Annotated in this window: 28 protein-coding genes; 13 read left to right on the top strand and 15 right to left on the bottom strand. The window is 67.4% G+C overall.

The annotated features are described in order from the left end of the window. Positions 1 to 183: 183 nt before the first annotated feature. From NTY77_11360 to NTY77_11335, 6 genes are all read right to left on the bottom strand, one after another. Positions 184 to 531, bottom strand: coding sequence for an STAS domain-containing protein (locus NTY77_11360; protein MCX5796083.1), 348 nt, complete (start codon positions 529 to 531; stop codon positions 184 to 186). 45 nt (positions 532 to 576) lie between these two features. Continuing rightward, complete coding sequence (locus NTY77_11355; protein ID MCX5796082.1) at positions 577 to 1584, bottom strand: inorganic phosphate transporter; 1008 nt, start codon at positions 1582 to 1584, stop codon at positions 577 to 579. Further along, the gene (locus tag NTY77_11350; GenBank protein ID MCX5796081.1) at positions 1577 to 2206 is read right to left on the bottom strand and encodes a DUF47 family protein; all 630 of its coding nucleotides are present in this window, start codon (positions 2204 to 2206) and stop codon (positions 1577 to 1579) included. Before NTY77_11350 ends, NTY77_11355 begins: the two co-directional genes overlap by 8 nt. An 86-nt stretch (positions 2207 to 2292) precedes the next feature. Next, the gene (locus NTY77_11345) at positions 2293 to 4101 is read right to left on the bottom strand and encodes a glycosyltransferase family 39 protein (protein MCX5796080.1); all 1809 of its coding nucleotides are present in this window, start codon (positions 4099 to 4101) and stop codon (positions 2293 to 2295) included. Between the two features lie 6 nt (positions 4102 to 4107). After that, positions 4108 to 4908, bottom strand: a complete 801-nt coding sequence (locus NTY77_11340) for a hypothetical protein (protein MCX5796079.1) — start codon at positions 4906 to 4908, stop codon at positions 4108 to 4110. 18 nt (positions 4909 to 4926) lie between these two features. After that, on the bottom strand, positions 4927 to 5712 hold the full coding sequence (locus NTY77_11335; protein ID MCX5796078.1) for a hypothetical protein: 786 nt from the start codon (positions 5710 to 5712) through the stop codon (positions 4927 to 4929). A 90-nt stretch (positions 5713 to 5802) separates the two neighbouring features. On the opposite strand from NTY77_11335, the gene NTY77_11330 reads away from it, so the two are divergent. From NTY77_11330 to NTY77_11310, 5 genes are all read left to right on the top strand, one after another. Next, positions 5803 to 6534, top strand: a complete 732-nt coding sequence (locus tag NTY77_11330) for a hypothetical protein (GenBank protein MCX5796077.1) — start codon at positions 5803 to 5805, stop codon at positions 6532 to 6534. A gap of 63 nt (positions 6535 to 6597) precedes the next feature. Further along, complete coding sequence (locus tag NTY77_11325; protein MCX5796076.1) at positions 6598 to 6918, top strand: hypothetical protein; 321 nt, start codon at positions 6598 to 6600, stop codon at positions 6916 to 6918. Continuing rightward, complete coding sequence (locus NTY77_11320) at positions 6915 to 8033, top strand: AAA family ATPase (GenBank protein ID MCX5796075.1); 1119 nt, start codon at positions 6915 to 6917, stop codon at positions 8031 to 8033. The genes NTY77_11325 and NTY77_11320 overlap by 4 nt, the downstream gene beginning before the upstream one ends. Continuing rightward, entirely contained in the window at positions 8030 to 9163 is a 1134-nt protein-coding gene (locus NTY77_11315; GenBank protein MCX5796074.1) for a right-handed parallel beta-helix repeat-containing protein, read from the top strand. The genes NTY77_11320 and NTY77_11315 overlap by 4 nt, the downstream gene beginning before the upstream one ends. A gap of 11 nt (positions 9164 to 9174) precedes the next feature. Continuing rightward, positions 9175 to 10218 (top strand): AAA family ATPase, encoded by a 1044-nt coding sequence (locus NTY77_11310; GenBank protein MCX5796073.1) that lies wholly within the window; start codon positions 9175 to 9177, stop codon positions 10216 to 10218. Between the two features lie 37 nt (positions 10219 to 10255). On the opposite strand, the gene NTY77_11305 is transcribed toward NTY77_11310, so the two are convergent. Genes NTY77_11305 through NTY77_11275 form a run of 7 tightly spaced genes read right to left on the bottom strand, consistent with a single transcriptional unit; the run spans position 10256 to position 15612 of the window. Next, a complete protein-coding gene (locus NTY77_11305; protein ID MCX5796072.1) occupies positions 10256 to 10921 on the bottom strand; it encodes a hypothetical protein in 666 nt (221 codons plus the stop codon). 49 nt (positions 10922 to 10970) lie between these two features. Then, complete coding sequence (locus NTY77_11300) at positions 10971 to 11327, bottom strand: YHS domain-containing protein (GenBank protein ID MCX5796071.1); 357 nt, start codon at positions 11325 to 11327, stop codon at positions 10971 to 10973. Between the two features lie 17 nt (positions 11328 to 11344). Continuing rightward, the gene (locus tag NTY77_11295) at positions 11345 to 12673 is read right to left on the bottom strand and encodes a dihydrolipoamide acetyltransferase family protein (GenBank protein ID MCX5796070.1); all 1329 of its coding nucleotides are present in this window, start codon (positions 12671 to 12673) and stop codon (positions 11345 to 11347) included. An 8-nt stretch (positions 12674 to 12681) separates the two neighbouring features. Then, positions 12682 to 13659, bottom strand: coding sequence for an alpha-ketoacid dehydrogenase subunit beta (locus tag NTY77_11290; protein MCX5796069.1), 978 nt, complete (start codon positions 13657 to 13659; stop codon positions 12682 to 12684). Continuing rightward, a complete protein-coding gene (gene pdhA, locus NTY77_11285; GenBank protein ID MCX5796068.1) occupies positions 13652 to 14749 on the bottom strand; it encodes a pyruvate dehydrogenase (acetyl-transferring) E1 component subunit alpha in 1098 nt (365 codons plus the stop codon). The genes NTY77_11290 and pdhA overlap by 8 nt, the downstream gene beginning before the upstream one ends. Positions 14750 to 14767: 18 nt before the next feature. Further along, entirely contained in the window at positions 14768 to 15034 is a 267-nt protein-coding gene (locus tag NTY77_11280) for a hypothetical protein (protein ID MCX5796067.1), read from the bottom strand. Continuing rightward, entirely contained in the window at positions 15031 to 15612 is a 582-nt protein-coding gene (locus tag NTY77_11275; protein MCX5796066.1) for a sigma-70 family RNA polymerase sigma factor, read from the bottom strand. The genes NTY77_11280 and NTY77_11275 overlap by 4 nt, the downstream gene beginning before the upstream one ends. Before the next feature lie 165 nt (positions 15613 to 15777). On the opposite strand from NTY77_11275, the gene NTY77_11270 reads away from it, so the two are divergent. The 3 genes from NTY77_11270 (at position 15778) to NTY77_11260 (ending at position 19140) form a co-directional block, all read left to right on the top strand. Continuing rightward, a complete protein-coding gene (locus NTY77_11270; GenBank protein ID MCX5796065.1) occupies positions 15778 to 16710 on the top strand; it encodes a bifunctional methionine sulfoxide reductase B/A protein in 933 nt (310 codons plus the stop codon). Between the two features lie 99 nt (positions 16711 to 16809). After that, on the top strand, positions 16810 to 18189 hold the full coding sequence (locus tag NTY77_11265) for an HD domain-containing protein (GenBank protein MCX5796064.1): 1380 nt from the start codon (positions 16810 to 16812) through the stop codon (positions 18187 to 18189). A 99-nt stretch (positions 18190 to 18288) separates the two neighbouring features. After that, a complete protein-coding gene (locus NTY77_11260) occupies positions 18289 to 19140 on the top strand; it encodes a peptidyl-prolyl cis-trans isomerase (GenBank protein MCX5796063.1) in 852 nt (283 codons plus the stop codon). 23 nt (positions 19141 to 19163) lie between these two features. On the opposite strand, the gene NTY77_11255 is transcribed toward NTY77_11260, so the two are convergent. Continuing rightward, the gene (locus NTY77_11255; protein MCX5796062.1) at positions 19164 to 19808 is read right to left on the bottom strand and encodes a hypothetical protein; all 645 of its coding nucleotides are present in this window, start codon (positions 19806 to 19808) and stop codon (positions 19164 to 19166) included. An 83-nt stretch (positions 19809 to 19891) separates the two neighbouring features. Here NTY77_11255 and NTY77_11250 point away from each other — a divergent pair, with 83 nt between their 5' ends. Genes NTY77_11250 through NTY77_11240 form a run of 3 tightly spaced genes read left to right on the top strand, consistent with a single transcriptional unit; the run spans position 19892 to position 21686 of the window. After that, complete coding sequence (locus NTY77_11250) at positions 19892 to 20452, top strand: hypothetical protein (GenBank protein MCX5796061.1); 561 nt, start codon at positions 19892 to 19894, stop codon at positions 20450 to 20452. Next, positions 20453 to 21073 (top strand): hypothetical protein, encoded by a 621-nt coding sequence (locus tag NTY77_11245; GenBank protein ID MCX5796060.1) that lies wholly within the window; start codon positions 20453 to 20455, stop codon positions 21071 to 21073. Further along, entirely contained in the window at positions 21033 to 21686 is a 654-nt protein-coding gene (locus tag NTY77_11240) for a hypothetical protein (protein ID MCX5796059.1), read from the top strand. The genes NTY77_11245 and NTY77_11240 overlap by 41 nt, the downstream gene beginning before the upstream one ends. A gap of 24 nt (positions 21687 to 21710) precedes the next feature. Here the strand turns inward: NTY77_11240 and NTY77_11235 are convergent, their stop codons facing one another. After that, on the bottom strand, positions 21711 to 22460 hold the full coding sequence (locus NTY77_11235) for a response regulator (protein ID MCX5796058.1): 750 nt from the start codon (positions 22458 to 22460) through the stop codon (positions 21711 to 21713). A 167-nt stretch (positions 22461 to 22627) separates the two neighbouring features. Between NTY77_11235 and NTY77_11230 the strand changes: the two genes are divergently transcribed. Together NTY77_11230 and NTY77_11225 are read left to right on the top strand one after the other, a co-directional pair. Beyond that, entirely contained in the window at positions 22628 to 23938 is a 1311-nt protein-coding gene (locus tag NTY77_11230; protein ID MCX5796057.1) for a hypothetical protein, read from the top strand. Positions 23939 to 23947: 9 nt separating this feature from the next. After that, entirely contained in the window at positions 23948 to 24487 is a 540-nt protein-coding gene (locus NTY77_11225) for a TlpA disulfide reductase family protein (protein ID MCX5796056.1), read from the top strand. The last annotated feature ends 27 nt before the right edge of the window (positions 24488 to 24514 follow it).

Below are 24514 nucleotides of genomic sequence, written 5' to 3'. Positions count from 1 at the left end.
GGTCACCTTCAACTCGCTGACCGGGAACTACAGCTCCAGCAACGCCAGCGCCATCAACGACTTGCTGCCGCAGTAGGCGAAGGCGGACGTCGGTCGCAGTCGGCGACGGAATCGCCAGGGGACACGGCTCCCCTGGCGATTCCATTGGTGCTGCAGTCAGGCAAGCCTAGGGGACCAGGCCGGTCAGGCGGACTTGCCGCCGAGCGCCGCCAGCGCCTGCTCGGCCGTCGCAGCGATGCGGAAGAGGGCCGTGAACCCGCTGACGTCCAGGACCTCCTTGACGTTCGGCTTCAGGCCGCACAGGGCCAGAGCCCCGGACTTCTGCTGCAAGCCTTTGTCGGCCATCAGCAGGACCCGCAGCCCAGCGCTGCTGATGTAGTCCAGTTCCGTCAAGTCCAGGATCAGCTTCTTGCCGGAGCCGCGCAGGAAGTCGGCCACCACCTGCTCGGCCTGCGCGGCGGAACTGGCATCCAGCCTGCCCCGGATCGCGAGGCTCACGACTTCCGCGGTCTCCTTCCTGATCAGTTCCATGGGTATTCCCCCCTCGCAAGATTCTCCATCTTTTTACCCGGCGCGTCAAACGGGTCCGATCCAGCGGATCAGCGCCATGACTCCTCCGCCCACCAGCGCGGCCGCGGGCATGGTGACGAACCAGGCGACCGCCATCCGGCCGCCGACTTCCCAGTGGACCGCCGAGAAGCGTTTGGCCGAGCCGACGCCCAGGACCGAGGCGGAGATGACCTGCGTCGTGCTGATCGGCGCCCCGGCCCAGGACGCGCTCAGGATCACCGCCGTGGTGGCCGTCTGCGCGGCGAAGCCGTGGACGGGCTCCAGCTTGAAGATCTTCTGGCCCATGGTCTTGATGATCTTCCAGCCGCCCGACATGGTCCCGGCGCTGATGGCCGCCGCGCAGGCGATCTTCACCCAGAAGGGCACCACGAGCGCCGGGATCTGATGGAAGATGACCAGCGCCAGGGTGATGACCCCCATGGTCTTCTGAGCATCGTTGAGGCCGTGGCTCAGCGCCATGAATCCGGCGGTGAGTATCTGCAGCCGCTTGAACAAGGTGTTGGTGGGGCGGTACCGGAACGGCCGCGCGGCGTGCGCCACGGCCCCCATCAAGACATAGCCGGCGAGGAAGCCGCTCAAGGGCGAGAGGAAGAGGGGCAGGACCACTTTCCTGAGGATCATGCCGACTTGCAGGCACTGCCAGCCGCTGCTGACGACGGCAGCCCCGGCCAGGCCGCCGACCAGCGCGTGCGAGGATGACGAAGGCAGCCCCAGCCACCAGGTCAGGGCGTTCCACATGATGGCCCCCAGCAGGGCCGCCAACAGCAAGGAGCGGCAGCCGGCGATCATCTCGATGTTGACGATGCCTTTGCCCATGGTCTCCGCCACGCTGGTGCCCAGGAAAGCACCGAGGAAGTTCAGGGCCACAGCCAGGAGCACGGCGGCTTTCGGGGAGAGCACGCGCGTCGAGATGACCGTGGCGATGGCATTGGCCGCGTCGTGGGCGCCGTTGGTGAAGTCGAACACCAGCGCGACCAGGACGGTGACGACGAGGAGCAGCGGCAGGTCAGACATACTTCACACTGATCCTCTCGATGACCTTGGCCAGGGCCTCGGCTTTCTCCAGCGCCTGCTCCAGGCGGTCGATGATCTGCGTCGACTTGACGATTCCCAGGACCGCCTCGGGGCTGGACACCGGCTGATCGTAGAGCTCCCCCACCGCCACCAGCAGGAACGCCGAGGAGCGCGCGCCGGCCTGGCGCATCGCCTGCAGGACCGCTTCCACCTGCCCAGGCCGGTCCAACACCGGCAACGCGGCGCCGAGGCTGGCCAGTTGGGAGCCCAGGTCGCGCGCCAGCTCCCGGGCGCTGGCCGGGGCGTGCTCGAAGGAATAGACCCCGACCCGGGTCGAGGCCAGGCGGATGGCGTTGATGACATCTTCCTGGGCCAGCACCAGCCCGTGGATGTCCTCGCGGTCCAAAGGGGTGATGAAGGCGCGGGACATCTGCAGGAAGATATCCCGCAGGAGGGCGTTGGCCTCCTCTTCCAGCCGGTTGATCTCGCGGCAGGCGCCGACGGCTTCCTCCCGCGGGCCGAAGACGGCCTCCAATCGCTTGGCCGCCTGCAGGATCAGCCCGTGCTGCTTCTGGAACAGCTCGAAGAACTTGACTTCCCTGGGAAACAGACTGAATGCCATGGGTGCCTACTCCCTGACGTCGCGGTATCCACGCGGCCTCGCCGTCACGCCGGGTATGATAGCATTCGGGCCCTGCGGAGGCAGCCTCAACGGGCTTTGAGCTCATCCAACCGGCGCTTGAGCTCCGCATCCTGCGGCAGCCGCGCGACGGCCATATCCCCGTAGCGCAAGGCCAGGTCCCTTTTGCCCTCGATAGCATAACCGTAGAATAGGTTGCGATAGCCCAATCCCAGCTCCGGATCGACCTCCACGGCCTTCTTGAGGAGCTTCAAGCCCTCATCGACTTTCCCTTTTTTGAAGAGCAAAGTGCCGCGGTTGTTGTAGAGCATCGCGGAGCCTGGGTGCACGGCGATCCCCACCTCGTAAAGCTCCAGGCTCTTGTCGATCTCCCCAAGCCGCTCCAGGGCAGAGGCGGCCCCGATGAACGCGGCCGTCTCGATGCTCGCCGGGTCCAGCTGAGACGCGCGCTGGAAGGCTTCGACGGCGAGCCGGGGCTCCTTGAGGTCGACGTAGATGGTCGCCAGCTGGCCCCATCCCTTGGCCTCGGCGGACCGCAGATCCGGCAGGGGAGTCGTCAAGCACAGGAAGACCAGGGGCGAGGCCGCGAGGCACGCCTTCCAGACGGGACGCCAGTCCTTTTGCCCGAGAGCCGCGGCCAGGCGCACAAGGGCCGCGGCCGCCAAGGGAATCAGAAAGACCAGGTCGGGAAGACGATAGCGGTCGCTCATCCAGAAAGGAAGGATCGACGCCAGGTAGCTCCAGAACAACAGGGCCAGCAACCCGGAGGGTTCCTCCAACCTCGAGAGAAAGAGCCCGACGGCGCCCAGGCTCCCTATCAGCGCAAAGGACGCGAGCGGCCATTTCAAGAGAGTGGAGAAGTGCTCCTGGATGAATTGCAGGTCGTAATTATCCGGGTTCTCATACCGGTTCCAGAAGAAGCGGAATTTGGTCCAGGTCAGCCGCAGCCACCGCCCGGGATTCCCCGCGATGAAATCCAAACCCTTCCGGAACCAGAATGAGGAGACCTCGGAAGGCTTCAAGGCCCGTCCGACGGTCTTCTCCGCGAGCCGGGTCGACTGGGCTTCCTCCAAGAGCGGATCCGAGTCGATCCCCAGCGGGTAATGCCCTAGCCCCGTGGCCTCGGGGTTGTTCCCGATGAAAAAAGTGAACCCCCCGGTGTAATTGACGAGCACCCAGTCGCGGCTGGCCATGAGATTATGGGCCGTGGCGGGAAGGATGGGAAGCATCAAACCGAAAAGAAAACCCAGGGCATTCCTAGCCCGGGGCGGCCGGCGTCGGCGCAGCCAAAGCCAAAGCAGCGCGGCGGGGACGAGCAGAAGGACGTTCGCGCGGGAGAGGACGGTCCAACCCAGCGCGGCTCCGCATAAGAAATAGTCTCGCCTGCGATCGCTGGCGTCGGCCCGGAGCAGCATGAGGGCGAAGAGCGCCAGGCCCAGCACGACGAAGGTCTCTTTCGTCATCAGGCCCGTGCTGAAGATCAAAGGCCGGTAGAAGGCGGCGAAGAGCCCCCCCACGATCCCCGCGCCCGCCCCGAGGCAAAGCTCCGAGAGGCTCATGATGACGACGCAGGAGCTCGCGTCCACGGCAGCTTGCAGCCAGAGCATGGCATGGGGACGGATGCCGAAAAGCTTGTAGCCCGCGGCCAACAGGTAGGGATAGAAGGGGGATTGGTAGAACGCCCGCTCTCGGATCAGCCGCCCATGCAGGATCTCAAGGGCCCAGTCGTGGTGCACCTGGGCGTCCACCCGGGGAGCATCGATGTAGGGCAGGCGCGACCACTGCGCGAGAAAAACGGCCCGCACCGCGAAGGCCAGAAGAAACAAGGCCAGAGCCCGCCGCCAGGAGAATCTCGCGGCCGATGGGTCCTTCCGCATCTTGGTCTATTTCTTCGCGGCTGGGCCAGCCGGAGGAGAGGGGGTCTGGCCGGAAGTCCCCGGCTGATACCAGATCCCGGAAGGACCCTGCTGGGGCCCCACCTTGATGGCGCCCTGCTGGACCCCTTGGTTCTTTATCATGAGTCCTCCGGATTCCCAGCAGGGCGATCCTGGCGCGGCCAGTTTCCAATCACAAGGGGCCGGGATCATTCTCGCAGGGTAGTTCGGGACCGCCGTCACAGCTCTCTGTCGCGTGGGGACGGCCTTCTCGAAGATTGAGTTGCGGAAACGGATGGGCCCCTGGGACTTCACGGGCAAGGCGGCCCGGACGACTACGGCCTGGGCCGGCGCCAGGGCGGCGGGCGCGACCCGCACGGCCGGCGCTCCTAGCTCCGAAGCATTGCCGTAGGGCACGAGTTCGTCGGCCGCGGCGACGCCGCCTTCTTCCCGGGCGGAGAACAAGGGCAAGGCCTCGACCGGCCGTCCTGCCGCGGGCACCGCTGCCGCTTGGGCCGCCGGCATGGGAGGCGGCGTGAAGGCCGGTACGGGAGGCAGCGCAGGGCTGGCTACGACCACGGAGCGGGGAGCCAGTCCCAGGTTGGAAAGCAGGCTTTGCCGGACCGCTTTGTCTGCCATGACCGTGGCCAGGCCAGCCAGGAAAAGTCCGACTGCCGCGACCTGTACCCACCGAACAGCGGTCTTGCCGAGAGCGGGAGCCTGCGCGGCCGGGGCGGGAGCGCGCCTCAGCGCGGGTATGGGCTGCGGATCCGGCCGCGATTCTTCGGGCTGGGGCTGGGCTTGCGGCACGGGACTATTATATCACTGCTAGTTGCCGGCTCCGGCCTGGCGCCGCATGCCCAAACCCGAGATCCCGCCGAAATTCAAGGTGAAATTATCGGTCTTGACTTTGCTCTTGATCGTCGTGGTCTCCCGGGGCCTCAGGTAGACCGACCAAGACTCGCCCCGGCTGCTCACGACCCGCATCAAGGTCTTGTTGGACAAATTGGTCACCTGAAAGAGGAACTGGCCGCCGCATTCACCGAGATAGCGCAGGAAAGGGGCTCTCGTATGGGCCCGCCCGGGCTGGTAAAGACCCATTTGCGAGGTCATGGCCCGGCCGTCGCAATTCGGGCAGGCCTGCGGCGCGACCGCGTTGGGCGCAGGCGCCGGCGTGGAAGCCTGGGCTTTCGCCGCCGCCTGCTGCAAAGCCTCCAGAGGCATGAGTCCGCCATCGTCGCGCGCGCCGGCCAAGCCGACCGTTTCCTCGCTGGCCGCCCCGCCTTCTCTGTAGAAAGGCAGAGGGCTCGCCTCCGCAGAGACGGGTTGGGCGGGCGGGATGGCGCGCACGGCAGGGGCCGGCGCTGGCGCTGGCTGGACAGCGGCCGTCTTGGGAGGCCCCGGCGCGATGGAAGCCGGGGCATGCCGCGCCCGCAGCATACCGACCGATGCCAGGCCGACGCAGAAGATGAGTACCGCCGCGGTCTTAAGAGGAGCGCCCGAGTCCTGCTGCGTCTGCGGCGGCGAGGACCGCGCCGGCACCGGCGCCAAGTCGGTCGGCTGGGGGCTCGGCTGAAAGACCGGACGGGGAGCCTCGGGCTCTATGCCGCTCATCGTGAGTGCCTGACGGTCTGTATTCTACCATAGCTGTCCCATCCAGACACTTGCCAAGGGCATCCTATCCGAGCATACTATGAAGGTTCCATGGTCCCAGAGCAGCAGCCAGGCGCCCCCCGACCTGAACCAAAGCCTGCCGGGCGGGCCCCCATCCCCCTCCCCGCCGGTCCGGACGAGGGGCCGCACGCCTCCGGACCGGACCACCGCCGCACCACGCTGGCGGCGCTGGCCCTGTTCGCCGCCGGCTTGGCCGCCGCCGCGGCTTTCAAGGGAACCTTCAGCCGCGCGCCGCAGGCCTCCGCCAACCCTCCGCCGACACCCATCGCAGCGCTGCAACCGCCGGCTGCCCCGCCGGTCCTCGTCAACGTCATGCCCGCGGTCCACAACGAGATACCCACGCCGGCCTCGATCCCCCTGCCTTTCCTTGCGGACGAGAACCCCGGCCGCGATGATGCCGCCGATGCCGCGGACGCGTCGCGGCTTGACCCGCAGGCAGGGCTCGACGAGCTCGTGCCCTACGAACCTCAGAAGCCCCAGCTCCACGCGGACGCGGCAGCGGCGCCATCCGGGCCCTGCCCCGGCTGCGCCTCGGCAGTCGCGCCCAAGGCGGAGATGGCCCCATCCGCCACCCCGGCGGACAAGGACCTGACCAGCCGCTACATCGGACCCTGCGAGGGTGGTTACCTCTACCAGATCGCCAATCTCTCCGACCGGACCTTCCATCGGCTGGAGAACAAGTACGGCGAGATATATGTCATCGACCTTCCTCCAGGGGCCGTGCGGTATCTGAAGACCGCACATGCGCCAAGCCGTCGTTGATGCCGGCACGATAAGCCGGCTATTGCAAAATCCGTATTATCCAAGCATACTATTGCCGAAACTATGGCCCCGGATCCGCAGAAGAAGAGCCCCCAGCCGAAGCCGCAGGCCGCGCCGGACGCGGTCCCCAAGGCGCCGGCCCGGCCGGCCAGCCCCTCCGCCTCAGGCTCCCCGCGCGGCCGCGGTCCCGGCTCGCGCACCCCGGGAGAAGCCTACACGCCCATGCCGGACTTCTCCGAGCCCAGGTCCGGCGGCTGGAGGTATCTGGCGGCCGCCGCGCTCCTGGCCTTGGCTTTGACCATAGGCTACCTCAAGTTGCACCCGCAGGCCCCGGCCTCCCCGCCCGCGGCGTCCCAGACCGTCACAGCGGGGGCCGTGAAATGATCTCCTCCGCGGGCGTGCACCCCATCTTCATGCTCATGGCGGTCATCGGGATCGTCACGGGGCTTTACACTCTCTACCTCAGCATCCCGATGCTCATGCCCTTCCTTTTCGTGGGCAGCGTGGTGGGGCTGCTGGCGCGGCTGGCGCAGTTGGCGCGGGAAGGCAAGCGCGAGGAGCATGCCGACGCGGTGATCCAATTCGAGGAGCTGCGCCGCATGGACATCGCCCGCTACGCGGACTGGCTCAAGGAGAATGTGCGCGGCCACGACGCGGCCGTGGACCGCGTGGTGGCCAAGCTGCAGCAGGGCCTGGCCGTGGCGGCCCCGCACCGGACCTTGGGCGCCTTCCTCTTGGTCGGGCCCACGGGCACGGGCAAGACCTTTTTGGGGGAGCTCGTGGCGCGGGCCCTGTATCCGGACAACGAGCCGGTCATCCTGCGCATGAACCAGTACAAGGACCACCAGGACGTCTTCACCTTGATCGGCCCGCCGCCCGGCTACCAGGGCTACGAGGTCGGCGGCGCCCTGACCCGGCCTTTGCTCGAAAACCCTTATCGCGTCGTGATCCTCGACGAGTTCGAGAAGTCTCATCCCGACGTGCGGCACTGCTTCTACGATATCCTGGACCGGGCCCAATGCAAGGAGAAAAGCTCGGGCAAGACCGTCCATTACGGCGCGGCCGCCTTCTTCGCCACCTGCAACTCCGGCGTCGAGCCCCTGCGCGCCATCTGGAGAGAATCCGAGGACCCCATCATCCGGACCGGCCGCGCGCGCGAAGTCCTGGCCCGCGAGGGATTCGAGAGGCCGCTGTTGGCCCGCTTCGACGAGATACTCCTGATGGACCAGCTCCGGTCGTTCGAGATCGCGGAGGTCGCCTGCCTGCAGATCGCCAAGCACTGGCGCCAGTACGGCATCGAGGTGGCCTACACCTCGCCGGAGGTCCTGGTCGAGGCGATCCGGCGCAACGTCGAATTCCAGGATTACGGGGTGCGCCAGTTGGCGCACCTGATCCAGGAGCTGACCACCCCATCGATAGAGACGGCGCGGCGCGACGGGGCGGTCCGCGTGCGCCTGGACCTCGACCGGATGACGGGAAAACTGACGGTGACCCGATGAGCCAGCCCTCGGCCTCCGAAGACGTCTGGATGCAGCTCTTCGCCCTTTTGGCCATCGTCTCCGGGATACTCTGCGCGCATCACTACTGGCAGCGCTCGCTGCCGGGCCCGGCGGCGCTGGCCGCGACGCCGCTGGTCGTGACCGCGGCGCCGTCCGAAGCCGCGGCCCCGTCCGCCCCGCCGCCCGCGGCGCCGGCCTCCGTGCCCCGGACCGCCGGGCGCTGGGTGGTGGACCCCAAGATGGGCGCCGACGCGGACTGCTCTTCCTTGGGCGCGGCCGTGGCGGGAGCCCGTGAAGGCGACGTCATCGTGCTCAAGCCCGGGACCTACAACGAGGGCGTCCAGATCTCGAAATCGCTCACGCTCTCCGGCGACGGGGTCTCTCCGGACCAGGTGGTGCTCACGCACTCCGGGCCGCAGACGATGGCCGTGAGCAACGGCCGCGTCACCTTGGACAACCTCTCCCTGACCAACACCGGCCTCAAGAGCTATTGGGTCATATCTTTGGCCATGGGACGCCTGACCCTGCGCAACGTCAGGTTCCGTTCGGCCGGCCAGGGGCTGCTCGTAGTCGACGGGACTCTGGACGCCTCGGATTGCGATTTCGACGGCCGCACCGCGCTCTCCGTCTCCGGCAAGTCGAAGGTCAGGCTCGTCCATGCCACGCTCACCGGCGAGGAGTCGGCGGTCTCGGCCGACGGCGGCGGGGTGGACCTCAGGATCGAGAGCTCCCGCATCCAGGACAGCCGGGGCACCGGCCTGGAGGCAAGCCGCTTCGCCTTGGTCCGGATGAACGACGTGACCCTCTCCGGCAACGTGTCCGCAGCCGTGGCCATCCGTTCCGGGGCCGAGGTGCGCATCACCCAGGCCAAGATCGTGGACAACAGGGACTGCGGGGTCCGCATCGAGGGCGGCGGCAAGGTGGTCTTGGAGCAGGTCCAACTCTCGCGCGACCGCTGCGGGGTGGGCTTCACCGGCCTGGGCTCGCTGGAAGCCCGCAACAGCCAGTTCTCGGAGCTGGCCCTGGGGGCCGTCGCGGTCAAGCCGGGCCTGGAGAAGAGCGTCACCATCCGTGGCTCCGGCAACGTCGGGCTCAAGATACCCGGCGAGCGCGGGAAATCCGAAGATTGACAGGAGACGACATGTCCGACCTCGACAAGATGACCGATTGGGACAAACTGCGCGGGCTGGTCGAAGACTCCAAGCTCGACAGCAAGAGCCACAGCGTGGACGAGGGCAAGCTGCTCAGCCATCTCCTGAGCCGCATCAAGGGCCAGGACGAGATCATGCGCGACGTGGCCCGGGTCATCCGGCTGAGCTGGGAGAAGCACGAGCGCACGCGCCCCATCTGCAGCCTCCTGCTGCTGGGCCCCACCGGCACGGGCAAGACCGAACTGGCCAAGGTCCTCACCGAGTTCCTCTACGGCAGCGAGAAGGATATGCTCCGGTTCGACTGCTCCGAGCTTTCCAGCCCGGACATGGCCAAGAGCCGGCTGACCGGGAGCTCGGTCGGCTTCGTGGGCTCCGAATCCGGCGGCCAGCTGACCCGCCCCATGATGGCCAATCCCCGCCGCCTAGTGCTCTTCGACGAGATCGAGAAGGCCCATTCCTTGGTCTTCGACCTCCTGCTGCAGGTGATGGGCGACGGCCGCCTGACCGAGCAGAGCACGGGCAAGACCGCGGACTTCACCCAGTCCATCATCGTCCTGACCAGCAACGCCATCGCCGACGAGGTGGCCAAGGCCACGCAGGGCATGACCGATTACCACGAGATCCTCAACGCCATCAAGCTGCTGCTCTCCGAGTCCAAGGTCTTCCGGCCGGAGATCCTCGGCCGCCTCGACAAGGTCTACCTGTTCAAGCCCCTGCAGGGCATCGTGGTGGCCGAGATCGCTCTGCTCAAGATCGCGCGCCTGGCCAAGGACTACGGCATGAGCGTGGAGTTCGTGGCGCCGGAGCTGCTGATGAAGGCCTTGGAGGCCAACCTCAAGGTCAGCAAGTTCGGCATCCGGGAGCTCGAACGCATCCTCTTCGACTTCTTCGCCCCGTCCTTGGTGGACATGCGGGACAAGAAGGTCAGGACGGTCGCCTTCGAGACCGGTCCGGACGGCAAGATCCTGTGCAAGGACCGCACGCCCAAGCCGCCATCGGCCCAGACCAAGGGCCAGGCGCAGGGCGGGGTCTGAATCCTCCCGGCCCAGGTGCCCGGCTCGTCCATCTTGTCTAGGCGTCCTGGATGGCTTCCCGCAGCCGCTCGAGGATGCCGACCACCCGCGTGCACGAAGCCACGTCGATGAGAGGACCTCTCTCATCGTGGCGCCGCAGCAGCCGCAGGCTCGTCCCGTCGCCGGCCAGCTCGACGAAGGTGGGGATCCTGGAGGCCTCGCGCAAGGAGTCGAGGAACGACGTCCGCTGCGCCAGACGAGCGAAGGCCGCGGGATCGGAGCTGCTGAACCGCAGGATCTCGTCCAGCTCCTTCTCCCCCGACTGAAGGTCCTGCACCAACTTGAGGCGCGAACCCAGGTTCGTCAGCCAATCCGCCCGCCCCGCGCGGAAAGAGATGGAGGACGGCGCCGCCACGCTGAGCTCGACGAGGTAGCCGTACATGCGGTAGCGGCTGTGGCCCCGCCGGTGCTTTGGGCCCTCGAGCCACAGCAGGAGCTCGCGGCCGCCGCGCATCCCGCCCATGACGCGCCGGTTCACCGCCATGGAGAAGAAGGCCGGGCCGCGATACTCCACCGTCCCCCGATCGAAGAGCCCGGCCAGAGGTTCGAGGTCCGCGTCGGCTTTCCGGTCTTGGAACGCGCGGAGCACGGACATGGCGATCAGGAACAACACCGCGATCGGCGCGAACATCCACAAGAACAGCTGCCCCATCGTCAGCTCCATCGGACCCCCGCGAGTCGCAGGAGGCCTCGCGCTTCTGTTTCCATCCCGGCTACTTGGCGAACTTCGCCGGGTTCTTCTTGAAGGAGGGCGCGCAGCTCGGGCAGCAGAAGTAGTACACCTTGCCCTTGTACTTCACGGCCTTGGTCTCGGCCGAGACCTTGAACTCCTCTCCTGTGACCGGGCACTTCGCCGCCTTGCCGTACTCGGAGGCCGCCGGAGTGTGATCCTCGACCACGGCTTTGCCCTTCTTATCCTTCTTGACGCTCTTGTCCGCCTTCTTGGCTGCCGGCGCCTTGGCCCCGTCCATCGTCGTCTCCGGCGCCTGCGCCGTCTTGTCGGCCTGCTGGGCCCGGACCACGAAAGCCGCCAGAGTCACGACCGCCACCGCCAGGAACAATCTCTTCATATCAATCCCTCCTCGTTCTACATCCCGACCAAGATCAGGTCCGGATCCGACAGATGGCGCATGACATCGTTCAAGAAATGCTGGGCATGCCCGCCGTCGACCAGGCGGTGGTCGAAGGTCAAGGACAAAGGCAGGACCTTCTTGATGCGGATGGCGCCCTGCTCGGCCACGGGCTTCTCCACCATCCGTCCCACTCCCAGTATTCCCGCCTCCGGGTAGTTGATGATGGGGGTGCCGAAGAGCCCGCCGATGGAGCCGTAGTTCGTGATGGTGAAGCACCCCCCCTTGAGATCCTTCACGTCCAGAGTCCGGCGCCGGGCCTTCTGCGCCAGGTCCTCCAGCTCGCGGGCGATCTGCAGGATGCTCTTGCGGTCCGCGTCCTTCAAGTTGGGCACGATCAGCCCGTCCTGCGTGTCCACCGCCACCCCGATGTGGTAGTAAGCCTTGAACACGATCTCGCCCTTGGCCTCGTCCAAGGTCGTGTTCATCTCCGGGACGCGCCTCAAAGCTCCCACCACCGCCTTGACCAAAAAGGGCAGCAAGGTCAGGTGCACGCCCTGCGCCTGGGCCTGAGCCTTCATCTTCTCGCGGATGCGCCAGAGCTCGTCGACGTCCGCCTCGTCGCTGGTCGTCACCTGGGCGGTCTTGGCCAAGGACTCGGTCATGGCCTGGGAGATGCGGCGGCGCAGCCCCCGCAAGGGCACGCGCTCCACCGGCCCGAAGCCGTCGGCGGCTTTGACCCCCTCGCAGACGTGCGCGCCTTTCTCGGGCGCGCCGAACTCCGCGGCTTTGCGGATGTCCTCTTCGCTGACCCGGCCCTTGGGGCCCGTGCCGTGGATCAGCTCGATGTCCACGCCCAGGCGCTTGGCCAGGTCCCGGTCCTTGGGCAGGGCTTCGACGCGCGGCCGGGTGATGGGCGGCGGAGCCTTGGGCTCGGGCGGCGACGGCGCGTCCTCCGGGGCCTCTTCCAGCGAGCCCACCACGCCCACGGACGGTCCCTGCACGGTGTAGGGCTCCGGCGGAGGGGCGACTGGTCTGGGCGGAGGAGGCGGCTCAGGCGCGGGTTTGGCGGCGGGCGGCTCTGAGACCCGGGCGGCCTTCGACTCCGCCTCGGTGCCGATGACCGCGATCACGTCACCCACCTTGATGATGTCGCCGGGCCCGCCCTTGAGGCTCAGGATGAAGCCCGCCTCCGGAGACGGGATCTCGACTACGGCCTTGTCCGTCTCCACTTCCAGGATGACCTGGTGGCTCTCAACCTTGTCCCCCGCCTTCACTTTCCACTGCACGACCTCGCCTTCGATGAGGCCTTCGCCCACGTCCGGGAACTTGAATTCAAAAGCCATCACACCCCCTAAGCGGCCAGAACCTTGCGCGCGCCGGCCAGCACGCGGCGATGGTCCGGCAGATAGTAGTCTTCCAATTGCGAGAGCGGCATCACCGTGTCGAAGCCCGTGACCCTCTCGATGGGCGCCAGCAGGCTGGTCAAGGCTTCTTCGCCCACCCGCGCCGCGATCTCCGCGCCCAGGCCCAAGGTCCGCGGCGCCTCGTGCGCGATGACCAGCCGGCCCGTCTTGCGCACGGACTCCACCACGGTCTCGGAGTCCATGGGCGAGAGCGTGCGCAGGTCTATGACCTCCGCGGAGGCTCCTTGGGCCTGCAACTCTTCCGCGGCCTCGAGGGCCTCGCGCATCATGGCGCCCCAGGCCACGATGGTCAAGTCCTTGCCCTGGCGCGCGACCGCGGCCTTGCCGATGGGCACCGTGTAGTCCCCCTCCGGCACTTCGGCCTTGATGGCCCGGTAGATGCGCTTGGGCTCGCAGAAGACCACGGGCTCGCCCAGGCGCAGGGCCGCGAGCAGCAGGCCCTTGGCGTCGGCAGGGTTCGAGGGCTGGACCACGGTCAGTCCCGGGGTGTGCGCGAGCAAGGCCTCGGGCGAGTCCGAGTGGTGCTCAGGCGCGTGGATGCCGCCGCCCCAGGGCACCCGGATGACCAGGCTCAGGCCGTAGCGGCCGCGGCTGCGGTTGCGGTAGCGGCCGATCTGGTTGCAGAGCTGGTCCATGGCCACGTGGATGAAGCCCTCGAACTGGATCTCGGCTACGGGCAGCATGCCCCCCGCGGCCAGGCCCAAAGCCGCGCCCAAGATGGCGGACTCGGCCAGCGGCGTGTCCACCACGCGCGCCGCTCCATACTTCTTCTGCAGCCCGTCGGTGACGCGGAACACCCCGCCTTCGCGGCCCACGTCCTCTCCCAGGATGAGCATGCGGTCGTTGCGCGCCATCTCCTGGTCCAGGGCCATATTGAGGGCTGAGACGAGATTGAGCTTAGCCATGGTGCGCCTCCACCGCCGCCTGCTCCTTGAGGAAGGCCCGCAGGTCTTCCTGCTGACGCTTGAGATAGGGCGGCAGCGTGCGGTAGGTATAGGCGAAGATGTCGTCCGGGACGGCCGGCGCGATGGCCTTGGCTTTCTTGGCCGCGTCTTCCACCTCGGCCTGGCCGCGCTGGACCAGATCCTTCTCCGCCGTTTCATCCCAGAGCTTCCGGCTCTCCAGATAGCGGCGCAGGCGCAGGAGCGGGTCGAAGGGCTTGTACTTCTCGATCTCCCCGCTGGCGCGGTACTTGGTGGGGTCGTCGGCCGTGGTGTGCGGCCCCAGCCGGTAGGTGAGCATCTCGATGAGGCGCGGGCCCTTGCCCGCGCGGACGTCGGCCAGGGCCTCGGTCATGGCCGCGGCCACGGCGAAGATATCGTTGCCGTCGATCAGCAGGCCCGGGAAGCCGTAGCTCGAGGCCCGCTGGGCGATGGTCGCGGCCGCGGTCTGCTGCTTGCGCGGCAAAGAGATGGCGAACTGGTTGTTCTGGCACAGGAAGACCGTGGGGGTCTGGAACACGCCCGCGAAATTCATGGCCTCGTGCACGTCGCCCTGCGAGCTGGCCCCGTCGCCGAAATAGGCCACGGCCGCGGCCTTCTCGCCTTTGAGCTTCATGGCCCAGGACAGGCCCACGGCGTGCAGGGGCTGGGAGCCGACCACGATGGCGATGGGCAATATGCGCAGCCCCTCGGGCATGAGCATGCCGCGCTCGTCGCCCATCCAATAGCGGTAGAGGTTGGCCAGGGGCACGCCGCGCAGGAAGAGCGCGCCGGTCTCGCGGTAGGAAGGGACCATCCAGTCCGCCGGCTGGAGGAAGGCGGCCGAAGCCTGAGCGGCCTCCTGGCCGTAGAAGGGCGCATAGGTGCCCATCCCCCCCTCGCGCTGCAGGCTCATGGCCATTTGGTCGGCCAGGCGCATGACGGACATGCGCTCGTAGAGTTGCTTGACGCGAGAGTCGGGCAGGTCGGGCCGCAGATCCTCTTGGACCTTGCCCATGGGGTCGAGGATCTGCAGGCATTGCCCCTGCAGCGGGTCGAATCGCTCGAAATACATGTCTCCTCCGGCCGGGCCTTAGCTTTGCCCCCGGCTGCCGCCGCCGGACAACAGGCGGCGGACGATGCGGGTCTGCAGGCTCCGGACGCGCTCCGGATCGGCCAGGTGCGCCCGCGAGAGCCGGGCCGCGTCGCCGATGAGCTCCAGCTGGCTGCGGTAGCGGCGGCAGTGGGCGCACCAAGCCAGGTGCGCGCGCGCCAGCCAGGCGGAGAGCCACGAAGCGTCCTCCGCCTCGCCGCGGCTGAGCCACAGACACACGCCATGGCAGTTGACCGGCAGGCTCATCTCTTACCCCAGCGCGCTTCCAAGCAGTCGCGCAGCTTGTTGCGGGCCCGGAACAACAGCACCCGCAGATGAGTGTCCTTCACCTCCAGGGCGTTACGGACGGACTCGCTGGGCTCGCGCTCCACCTCCTTGAGGAGGAAGGCGGCCCTTTCCAGGGGGCGCAGGCCCTTGAGGCAGGCTTCGATGAGCTCCCCCACCTCGTGCGCCAAGGTCTCCTCCTCGGGGCCGCGGGGAGGCTGGCTCCAGTGCCCGACGAGGTTGAAGCGCTGGTCGAAGGCCTCGTCGATGGGGTCGAAGGCCTGCTCGCGCGCGGACTTGCGGCCCCGCTCCATGGCCTTGCGGTAGAGGATGCCGAAGAGATAGGTCTTGACGGAAGAGCGGCCCTGGAAGCGAGGCGCGGCGTCGAGGAAGGCCGCGAAGGTCTCGGCCACCAACTCCTCGGCCGCGTTCTCGCGCAGCCCGAGGGCCAGGGCGCCGTTGAGGAGGTCCGCCGAGTGCCGGCGCACCACGTGCTCCACCGCGGCGGGATCGCGGCGGTGCAGGCGGTCCAGATATCCCGGTTCGAATCCCAGCTCCACGCACGCTGATTCTATCAAAGAAGCGCGTCCGCGTAGCGTGTAACGCGCGCCCTCCGGGAGTCACTCATATGCGAGAGGGATATGGACAGTCCGCGAGTCTGGTCCTGCGTTCTAGCCGCGGCCATCCTCTGCGCGTCTGCGGGAGCCTGGCCCGAAGGAGGTCCCATGCCCGGACCCAAGAAGCCGTCCTCCGATGAACTGCGTCGGAGATTGACCCCCGAGCAATACCGCGTGACCCAGGAGTGCGGCACGGAGCCCCCCTTCGCCAACGCCTATTGGGACAACCACGCCCCCGGCATCTACGTGGACGTGACCACGGGCGAGCCGCTTTTCTCATCCACGGACAAGTTCGACTCCGGCACGGGCTGGCCCAGCTTCACCAAGCCGATCGCCGATGCGGCGGTGTCCTCCAAGAGCGACCGCTCATCGGGGCTGGAGCGCATGGAGGTGCGCTCCAAGCAAAGCGACAGCCACCTCGGGCATGTGTTCCCGGACGGGCCGGGCCCGAAGGGCCTGCGCTACTGCATCAACTCCGCGGCCCTGCGTTTCATCCCGGCCGACCGGCTGGAGGCCGAGGGCTATGGGCCGTACCGGCGGCTCTTCCCGGCCGCCAAGCCCAAGACCAAGACCGCCATGTTCTCGGGAGGCTGTTTCTGGCACGTGGAAGAAGCCTTCAGCCAGCTGCCCGGGGTGCTGAGCACGGAGGTGGGCTTCGCGGGCGGGACGGCCAAGGACCCGACCTACAAGCTGGTCTGCACCGGGACCACCGGCCACGCCGAGACCCTGCGCCTGGAATACGACCCGTCCCGGATCAGCTACGACCAGCTCCTCAAGACCTTCTGGAGCATCCATGACCCGACCACCCTCGACCGCCAGGGACCGGACGTCGGAGACCAGTACCGCTCCGTGATCTTCTACGCGGACGAGGAGCAGAGGCAGGCGGCCCTGGCGTCCAAGGCGCTCCTGGAAGCCTCGCACCGCTATCACGGCCGCGTGGTCACTCAGATCGCGCCCGCCGGAGAGTTCTACCGGGCGGAGGAGTACCACCAACACTACTACGCCAAGCAGGGCGGCGGCTCCTGCGGCGTGAAGCGCTGAACCGGAGGCTTGCATACGGCAGCCGCTGGTCTTTAAGCCCAGCGGCCGCTGGGCCTTTGGGCACTGAAGCGGCGGCGGTTTCCCGACTATACTTTTGGCATGAGGAGATTGCGCGTCGCCGCCCTCGCGCTGCTCGCCTTAATCTGCGCATTCGGCCCAGCGGTCGCCGCAGGCTTGGGCCGGCCGCTCTTTGAGAAAGCGCCCGCGGCCTGGGTGGAGTCCTTCAAACCCTTCCAGGATTGGCTGCGCACCTCCGAAGGCCGCCAACTGACTGTCAGCCTGGCGCCGAAGCTCAGCTACCTGCAGACCATCAATCTGGCCCAGCCCTCCGGAGCCTCGGCCTTGGCCCCGCTGGCCGCCCATCTCCCCGAGAACGTCCAGGCCCTGCTCGCCGCCCCGGCCGGCCTCGGCGCCGAACAGCGCGCCGAGCTGTTCAGCGTGCTGGCGCACGCGCGCAGCGCCGCCGCCCCCGAGGTCGAGGCCAGGACCGCGCAGGCTTTCGCCGAGCTGACCGCGGCCGGTGACGATGCCTCTCCCGAAGAAGCCCTGGCGCTGCAGGAGCAGCTCAAAGGATTGGCCCTTTACGGCGCGTCGGTCGGCCAGCGCTACAAGGCGGTCCGCCGGATGGCCGCCGAGCGCGCGATGAGAAACGCCGATGCCGCGGCCGCCCGCCTGCTCAGCGATTGGCGCCCGCCCCAGCCCTTGGACTCGGCCGGCCCCGCCACCGCGCCCGACTGGACGGCCCCGCAAGACCCGCGCAAGATCCGGCTACCGCTGGCTCTGCCCCCCTCCCCCTTCTACGACAGCCGCAACTGGTCCCAGGCTCTGGTCCCCGATCGCGGCTACGCCGAGCGGCTGGATGCCGCCGCCCAGATCTTCTCCTCCGCGGACCAGGCCCCGTCGCCCCAGTCGGGCGCCGCGATGAACGCCAAGGACGAGCTCCTGGCCACGCTGAAGGCCAAGGACCCGAAGACCCACTCCCACATGATGCGCGTCGGGCTGCTGGCGGGCCTGATCGCCTGGAAGATGGGCCTGCCCATGGAGTTCGCGGTCAAGACCTCCTGGGGCGCGCGCCTGCACGACATGGGCAAGCGCGAGGAGGCGGTCCTGACGGTCATCAAGAAGGAGGGCCAGCTGACGGCCGAGGAGCGCGTGGTCATGGAGCGCCACACCTCGCTGGGCGCCGGGATCATCGCCGCCGCCCGGGGTCTGGACAGCGTCAGCCGCCGCGTCGGCCGCAAGGTCGCCTTGACCCACCATGAGACCGTCGACGGAAAGGGCTATCCCCAGGCCCTCTCCGCCCACGAGATCCCGCTCGAGTCGCGGATCACGAACCTCGCCGACTATTACGACGCCCTCATGGAGAACCGGCCCTACCGGGCGGGGATGACATCAACGGAAGCCTTGAAGATCATGGAAGTCCAGAAAGCGAAGTTCGACCCGGCGGCTTGGAAGGCCTTCCGCGCGATCCTCGACTAGGGCCTGGCCGGACCCGGCCGATGAGCGTGAGCCGCTTGCTGGGACCGCGGCCAGAATGTTAGCTTCTACCCTAGTCGGATCCAGGAAGGAGGCCCACTCATGATCTTATTCGGCGGATTGCTCTTGGCCACGGCCGTTTCCGCGGCCCCGGCCAAAGCGCCGGCCGTGCTCGCCACGGTCAACGGCGTCGCGATCAGGCGGACCGAGATGATGGATCGGGCTTGGCGGGAATACGGAAGAGCCGTTCTCAATGAGAGGGTGGATGAGATATTGACCACCCAAGCCGCCGCCGGCCTGGGGGTCAAGCCGGATGCCCAGGAAGTGGAGGCGCGGCTCAAGCGCATCCAGAGCCAGTTCCCGGATGAAGCCGCCTTCAGCGCGCGTTTGGCCGCCGACGGGACGAATCTCCAGGGTCTGCGTTCTCAGATCGAGACCCAGAACCTGCGGGAGAATCTGGTGGCCAAGGCCAAGAACATCCAAGTGACGGACGCCGAGGTCAAGGGATTCTTCGATGCCAACAAGGAGAGATTGGCCAGTCCGGAGGCCGTGCATCTTCGGAATGTCCAGGTGAACACGGAAAAAGAAGCCAACGACTTCCTGGCCGCCATCAAGACCGGAGCGGATTTCGCCAAGCTGGCCTCCCAGGTCTCTCTAGACAACACCACCAAGGGGCGCGGCGGCGACGTGGGCTTCGTGCCCCGGGGCACTCTTCTTCCGGAGATCGAGAAAGCCGCTTTTGCGCTCAAGCCCGGCGAAGTGGCCGGCCCCGTGAAGACGAAGTTCGGCTATCATGTGCTCAAAGCCGAGGAATCCAGGCCGGCCAAGCCCGCCGTCTTCGAAGAGATCAAGGTCGACTTGCGCAGGACGATGACGGCCGACAAGATCACCAAGGCTTGGCCTGACTACCTCCAAGAGCTGAGAGCCAAGGCGACGATCGTCCTAGGGAAATAGACGCAGGCGCCCGGACCAGGGCGCTAATTCCTGTGTTCAGGGCCGTCCGGCTGGGCGGGCAAGCCGGCGGCGGGAGTGGCCGGGTTGAACCGGGCGATGGACCGCAAAGGCACGGCACGGCGGGGATTGAGCGCCGGCCTCTCGGGAGCGCTTGCGGGCGGAGGCTGGGCCGCGGCCGGCGCGCTGGGAGGCGCGGCTTTAGCCTGGCTGACGATCTGGTCGGCGATGGCGGGCAGGCCCTGGGCCCGCACGACCAGGCCGTGAATCTCCGCGAACAAGTAGCCCATATCAGATTTGTACTCGGCCCCGCGGAGGTGCTGGCTCGCCAGTTGGCCCTGGTCCTCCAGAGCCAGCATGTTGTCGTGGATCTGCTGGGAGAGCTGGCTTATGGCCTGGGCCGGCGCCCCGGCGCCTGGATCGAGCCGGGCTGACTGAGCGACGCCTGCCAGAGCGTTCGGCAGCACGCCCAGCTCAGTGCCGAAATTGCGGATATCCAGCCGGAATTCCTTCAGGTCGCGGGCGAACATGGAATCGGGGACCGAAGTCCCGTTCTTGAGAGCGCGGGCGATGCGCTGGGCGCGGAAGACCAAGTCCTCGAGCTTGCGCGAGAGAGCGCGGCCGTGCTCCGAGGCGCGGGACAGGGCGTCTTGCGCTTCCTTGATGGGCATTGGGTTTCCGGCTGCGGGCTTTGACCATGATACCAAACACGGAGCTGGGGCGCGACCCCTGAAAAGCTATCATAACCGCAGCGATGCGCGACATCCTCGCCTGGCTCGACCCGGAAGGCAAGGCCTTCTGGCGCCTGCGCTTCGGCCCGCTGCAGCTGGCCGCGCTCGGCGCCGCCGCCGCCGCGCTCTACTCGGCGCGGGAGCCCCTGGGCCGCGCCCTTTTCATCATGACCTGGTTCGACCTCGTCGTCCATGAGGCCGGCCATCCGGTCTTCGGCCTCCTGGGCAGCCGCTGGCTGGGCTTTGCGGGCGGGACCTTGCTGCAACTGCTCATGCCCCTGCTGTTCTACTTCTCCTTCCTGCGCCAGCGGCAGCCCAAGTCGGCGGATTTCTGCATCTTCTGGTTCGCCACCAACTTCCTCGGCATCGGGCCCTATATGGCGGACGCGCGCGCGCAAGTCCTGCCCCTGATCGGCGGAGGCGAGCACGACTGGACCTATCTGCTCGGCTCGCTGGGTCTGCTGCGCTGCGACGCTCGACTCGGGGCGGCCGCGGTCTTCGTGGGCTGCCTGTGCTTCGCGCTCAGCGGCTACAGTCTCTACGACCACATCCGGGACAGCCGCGCCCGGGACGAGGGATTGTAGATGCCGGGCTGGCTGCAGAAAGCCGTCGTCTTCCTATTGGGGCTGGCCGCCGCCGCGCTCCTGCTGGAAGCCGGATTCTGGGCCGCGGGCGCTCTGCGGGCCCAGACCCGCGCCGCCAAGATCAGGAGGGGCCTGCAGGCCGGCGGCGCCGTCCGCGTCCTCTGCATCGGGGATTCCATGACCGCCGGGGGCTATCCCTCCGACTTGGAGGACGAGCTCAACCGCCGCAGCAAGAAGGCCCGCTTCACCGTCATCGACCGCGGCCAGGCCGGAGTGGGCACCGTCTTCCTCGCCGGGAGGCTGGCCTCGGACCTCTCGACCTATGCCCCGAACATCGTCATCCTCATGGCGGGAGTCGAGTACCCCAGCATACAGCGCGGCCTGGACCAGCGGCGTTGGTACGGCCTGCGCTTGGGGCGCTTCGCCGCGACGGTCAACGAACAGCTCCTTGAGAAAAAGAGTCCCCCGGACGAGGCGCCGGCCCCCGGCCTTTCCTCTCCTCCGCAGGGAAGCGGCCGCAGCGACGATGCGGGGCAAGGCGACCTCCTTTTCGCCCAGGCGGCATCAGGACCACGAGGCCATGGCCGTGCTCGCCGCCGGCGTGGCCAGATTCCCCCATGACCTGCGCCTTCTGAAGAGCGCCTCCTGGTATGCCCTGTCCCGAGGCGACCTGGCCGCGGCCCAACGCCTGCTCCGGCAGGCCGTCACCGGCCCCGCCCCGGATTGGGAGAGCCTGGCCATGCTCTCCTACCTCACCCTGCGCCATGACCAGCCCGTCGAGACCGCGACTCTGAGAGCTTTGCTGCGCAGGCTGGCGGTGACCGACGAGCGGATGCTGCGCTGCTATGCCATCCTCTCTTCTTCCGCGGGCGACGAAGCCCAAGCCCGGGCCTTTCTGGCCAAGGCCGACGAGATCTTCATCCAACAGCAGAACCCCGCCATCCGGGACAACTACCGGAACATGGCGCAGGCCGTCCTGTCCCGCAAGGCCGCGCTGTTCTGCATGCAGTATCCCATGAGGAAGGTCCAGCATCTCGAACGCCTGGTCGGAGGGCTGGCAGGCGTCAGATTCGTCGACAACGAGGCGTTGTTCAAGCAGGCCTTGAAGCAGGGGCGCTATGCGGACTACTTCATCGACCAGTATGGCGGGGATTTCGGCCACCTGACGCCGAAAGGCAACGCGCTGCTGGCCAGGCACCTGGCCGAACGGATCCTCCAAGCGACAGGGTTGTGACGGGTGATGAGGAACCGCCCCGATCTATATGGAAAGCAGCTTGCCCCAGACGATCGTCTCTAGATATTCCAAATTGAGAGGCTTGATCATATAGTCAAAGGCGCCCAGCCGCATGCATTCGCGCACCGTCTCCAAGTCATCCTGGCCCGTGATCATCAAGATCGGGACTTGCGTATTGATCCGCCGGATCGCCTGCAGGGCTTCGACGCCGTTCATCTTCGGCATCTTCACGTCCAATAGGATCATCCGAGGCCGGCTGCTCCTCATGATGCGCAGAGCGTCTTCTCCGTCCTTGGCCGTGCTGACTTCATAGCCCTTGCCTTCCAGGAATGGCTTCAGCGTGTCCCTGACGTTGACATCATCATCGATGACCAGGACCTCCGATTTGCCTATCTGGTCGGAACCGTCGTAGCCGCTCGCTCCTGATCCCAGCTTCAGGCTGCGCTTGACCACATGGAGCAGGGTGTCGATACCGACGGCTTTGGACAAGAAGATGCGGGCTCCTATGCGCCGGTATTCGACCTCGCTCTCGGGATCGATGTCCCTGTAGAGCATGAGGACGTTGGCCTGCGGGTCGATACCTTTAAGAGAACGCAGGACTCTGGAGCCCAGCAGCTCCGGCATGTCCCGGTCCAAGAGCACGACATCCGGACGGTCGTGTTTGTAAGCCTCGACCGCGGCCATCCCGTCCGTCGTGGCCGCCACCTCGTGCCCGGCCTGGGACAGGGCGGCCTTCAAGACGTCGCCCAGAGGCCCCTCCGCGTCAATGATCATTATCTTGCTCATGGCATGCTGAAGGCGCAGTCCCCGAGCCGGATCCTTCCTGAGCTTACGCCTCACCGCCACTATAGCCCTTGCGTCCTACTCCCGTCAAGCTCCCGACAAATAGGCCTTGCGGCCCTTCCGGCCCAAGGATGAAACAAGTAGAATGGGAACGCACCATGCCCGACCCAAAGGCCGCAGCGCCCCTGAAGCTGATCTCCCGCCGCGCGATCAAGGCCTGGGGCGAGGAGCTCTGGCTCAACTCGACCCGGCCCGAGTTCCCGGCCGGGGTCTCCAAGAAGCGGACTCTGGCTCAGGTCCTGCGCCGCAGGCCGCAGCTGCTGGGCGCCTGGTCGCGCCGCCTCTTCGGCCCCGACCTGCCCGTCTTCGCCAAATTCATCCGCACGGATTTCCCCCCCATCGCCCACATCGGCTTCTCCACCTTGGTGCGGCCCCAGGAGTTCCTGTCCTGGATCTGCCGTGAGCAGGACCTGCTCGCGGCCCTGCGCCGCGGCCTGCGCCTCCCCGACGAGCGGGCCTTCCACGGCTTCGAGAGGGTCTACGAAGCCTGGGCCTCGGACCGGGCCTTGGCCGGCTGGGAGGCGGCGCCCGCCCGCGACCGCTCCTTCACCCGGGCCATGGGCCGCTACTGCCGGATGGACCGGGAGGAGCTCGCCCAGTTGGCCGAGGACCTGCGCCGCAGCCACCACCGCATGGTCCGGGTGCTCAACGAGGTGGACCTGCGCCAGGAGACGGGCAATCTCCTCATGATCAAGGCCGGCCTCATCCACGCTCTCTTCGGCCTTTCCCTGCAGTTCCATCCCCAGGACCCCACTCAGGAGGCGCTCCAGGAATTCATCCTGGCCGGAGGCGGCCGCGCGGTCAAGAAGCTGAGCCAAGCGCGCCAGGGCCTCTGCGCCGCCGCGGCCCCCAAGAGCGAGGTCTGGATGCCCCTGCCGGAGGGCAAGCACCTGCGCCTGGCCGAGGTCCAGCAGAGCTCGGACTGCACTTACAGCGTGGCCGACTTCTTCACTCCCTTCGTCTGGCTGAAGGGCGCGCGCTTCCGCAAGGGGCATCCCGCTCTCGGCCTGACCGACGCCGCCCTGCGGCGCCGCATGGAAGGCATCGACTTCTCGGTCACCACGGTGTCCGGCATCCGCTGCCGGCCCCAAGCCCTGGACCCCGGCGCGGGAGCCAGGCGCTGCCGGCTCTGGAAGCTCCTGGACCGGCCGGCCCTGTGGCCCTTCTTCACGGTCCGCCGCTTGGACCTGGCGGAAGGGGGCCGCTGGACCGTCCCCGCGGCCCGGACCTTCCAGCATCTCGTGGTCCTCTCGGGCCGGGCCCGGCTGGACTACCGCGGCCGCGCCTGGCGGCTGGCACCCTCGGCCCCGGCCTTCGTGCCGGCGGACCTGCAGGAAAGCTGCGCCTTGGCCGCGGACGGACCGGCCTCGCTGCTGCTGGTGGGCATACCGGCTCCGCGCGGGGACTGAGCCCCGGGCATGGACCGTTCCGACGCCGCCATCCTCATCCTTCTCCTGGCGGGCGCCCTGCTCCTGAGCCTGCTGACCTTCGAACGCTGCGCGGCGCCGCCCAAGCCCCTGGGCCCCGCTCCCGAGGCAGGGATACCCGTCCTGCTCCAGGCGCCGGCCGCGGCGCTGGGCTCCTTGAGCGAGCTGCGCGGACGCGCGGTGGTCCTGGAGTTCTGGGCCACCTGGTGCCCCACCTGCCGCGAGACCATCCCGCACATGAACAAGATGCGCGCCAAGTTCCAGGAGCGCCCCGTGGTGTTCATCTCCGTGACCAACGAGCCGCGCGAGAAAGTCGAGCGCTTCCTCAAGGACCACCCCATCACCGGCTGGGTCGGCATCGACGAGGCCTCCGGCCTCCAGCACGCCTTGAAAGTCACCGGCATCCCCGAGGTCTTCATCATAGACCCGCAGGGCCAGATCAGGCTCAAGATCAGCCCGAGCTTCATCTATGATACGGACATCGAGCGGGCGCTCAAGGCCGCGCCGCAGAAGCAGGCGGTCCGCCAATAGCGGCGCTCGATTGATTTGCTAGGATAG

It is taken from the genome of Elusimicrobiota bacterium, assembly GCA_026388095.1.
GTDB lineage: Bacteria > Elusimicrobiota > Elusimicrobia > UBA1565 > UBA9628 > UBA9628.
The sequence above is the reverse complement of the archived record's forward strand: the minus strand, read 5'-3'. Positions and strand labels throughout refer to the sequence as shown.

What these genes read in the sequence shown, in the direction of transcription:
- NTY77_11360 (MCX5796083.1), bottom strand. Translation starts at nt 531, where the DNA reads ATGGAACTGATCAGGAAGGAGACCGCGGAAGTCGTGAGCCTCGCGATC.
- NTY77_11355 (MCX5796082.1), bottom strand. Translation starts at nt 1,584, where the DNA reads ATGTCTGACCTGCCGCTGCTCCTCGTCGTCACCGTCCTGGTCGCGCTG.
- NTY77_11350 (MCX5796081.1), bottom strand. Translation starts at nt 2,206, where the DNA reads ATGGCATTCAGTCTGTTTCCCAGGGAAGTCAAGTTCTTCGAGCTGTTC.
- NTY77_11345 (MCX5796080.1), bottom strand. Translation starts at nt 4,101, where the DNA reads ATGCGGAAGGACCCATCGGCCGCGAGATTCTCCTGGCGGCGGGCTCTG.
- NTY77_11335 (MCX5796078.1), bottom strand. Translation starts at nt 5,712, where the DNA reads ATGAGCGGCATAGAGCCCGAGGCTCCCCGTCCGGTCTTTCAGCCGAGC.
- NTY77_11330 (MCX5796077.1), top strand. Translation starts at nt 5,803, where the DNA reads ATGGTCCCAGAGCAGCAGCCAGGCGCCCCCCGACCTGAACCAAAGCCT.
- NTY77_11325 (MCX5796076.1), top strand. Translation starts at nt 6,598, where the DNA reads ATGGCCCCGGATCCGCAGAAGAAGAGCCCCCAGCCGAAGCCGCAGGCC.
- NTY77_11320 (MCX5796075.1), top strand. Translation starts at nt 6,915, where the DNA reads ATGATCTCCTCCGCGGGCGTGCACCCCATCTTCATGCTCATGGCGGTC.
- NTY77_11315 (MCX5796074.1), top strand. Translation starts at nt 8,030, where the DNA reads ATGAGCCAGCCCTCGGCCTCCGAAGACGTCTGGATGCAGCTCTTCGCC.
- NTY77_11310 (MCX5796073.1), top strand. Translation starts at nt 9,175, where the DNA reads ATGTCCGACCTCGACAAGATGACCGATTGGGACAAACTGCGCGGGCTG.
- NTY77_11305 (MCX5796072.1), bottom strand. Translation starts at nt 10,921, where the DNA reads ATGGAGCTGACGATGGGGCAGCTGTTCTTGTGGATGTTCGCGCCGATC.
- NTY77_11300 (MCX5796071.1), bottom strand. Translation starts at nt 11,327, where the DNA reads ATGAAGAGATTGTTCCTGGCGGTGGCGGTCGTGACTCTGGCGGCTTTC.
- NTY77_11295 (MCX5796070.1), bottom strand. Translation starts at nt 12,673, where the DNA reads ATGGCTTTTGAATTCAAGTTCCCGGACGTGGGCGAAGGCCTCATCGAA.
- NTY77_11290 (MCX5796069.1), bottom strand. Translation starts at nt 13,659, where the DNA reads ATGGCTAAGCTCAATCTCGTCTCAGCCCTCAATATGGCCCTGGACCAG.
- pdhA (MCX5796068.1), bottom strand. Translation starts at nt 14,749, where the DNA reads ATGTATTTCGAGCGATTCGACCCGCTGCAGGGGCAATGCCTGCAGATC.
- NTY77_11280 (MCX5796067.1), bottom strand. Translation starts at nt 15,034, where the DNA reads ATGAGCCTGCCGGTCAACTGCCATGGCGTGTGTCTGTGGCTCAGCCGC.
- NTY77_11270 (MCX5796065.1), top strand. Translation starts at nt 15,778, where the DNA reads ATGCCCGGACCCAAGAAGCCGTCCTCCGATGAACTGCGTCGGAGATTG.
- NTY77_11265 (MCX5796064.1), top strand. Translation starts at nt 16,810, where the DNA reads ATGAGGAGATTGCGCGTCGCCGCCCTCGCGCTGCTCGCCTTAATCTGC.
- NTY77_11260 (MCX5796063.1), top strand. Translation starts at nt 18,289, where the DNA reads ATGATCTTATTCGGCGGATTGCTCTTGGCCACGGCCGTTTCCGCGGCC.
- NTY77_11255 (MCX5796062.1), bottom strand. Translation starts at nt 19,808, where the DNA reads ATGCCCATCAAGGAAGCGCAAGACGCCCTGTCCCGCGCCTCGGAGCAC.
- NTY77_11250 (MCX5796061.1), top strand. Translation starts at nt 19,892, where the DNA reads ATGCGCGACATCCTCGCCTGGCTCGACCCGGAAGGCAAGGCCTTCTGG.
- NTY77_11245 (MCX5796060.1), top strand. Translation starts at nt 20,453, where the DNA reads ATGCCGGGCTGGCTGCAGAAAGCCGTCGTCTTCCTATTGGGGCTGGCC.
- NTY77_11240 (MCX5796059.1), top strand. Translation starts at nt 21,033, where the DNA reads ATGGCCGTGCTCGCCGCCGGCGTGGCCAGATTCCCCCATGACCTGCGC.
- NTY77_11235 (MCX5796058.1), bottom strand. Translation starts at nt 22,460, where the DNA reads ATGATCATTGACGCGGAGGGGCCTCTGGGCGACGTCTTGAAGGCCGCC.
- NTY77_11230 (MCX5796057.1), top strand. Translation starts at nt 22,628, where the DNA reads ATGCCCGACCCAAAGGCCGCAGCGCCCCTGAAGCTGATCTCCCGCCGC.
- NTY77_11225 (MCX5796056.1), top strand. Translation starts at nt 23,948, where the DNA reads ATGGACCGTTCCGACGCCGCCATCCTCATCCTTCTCCTGGCGGGCGCC.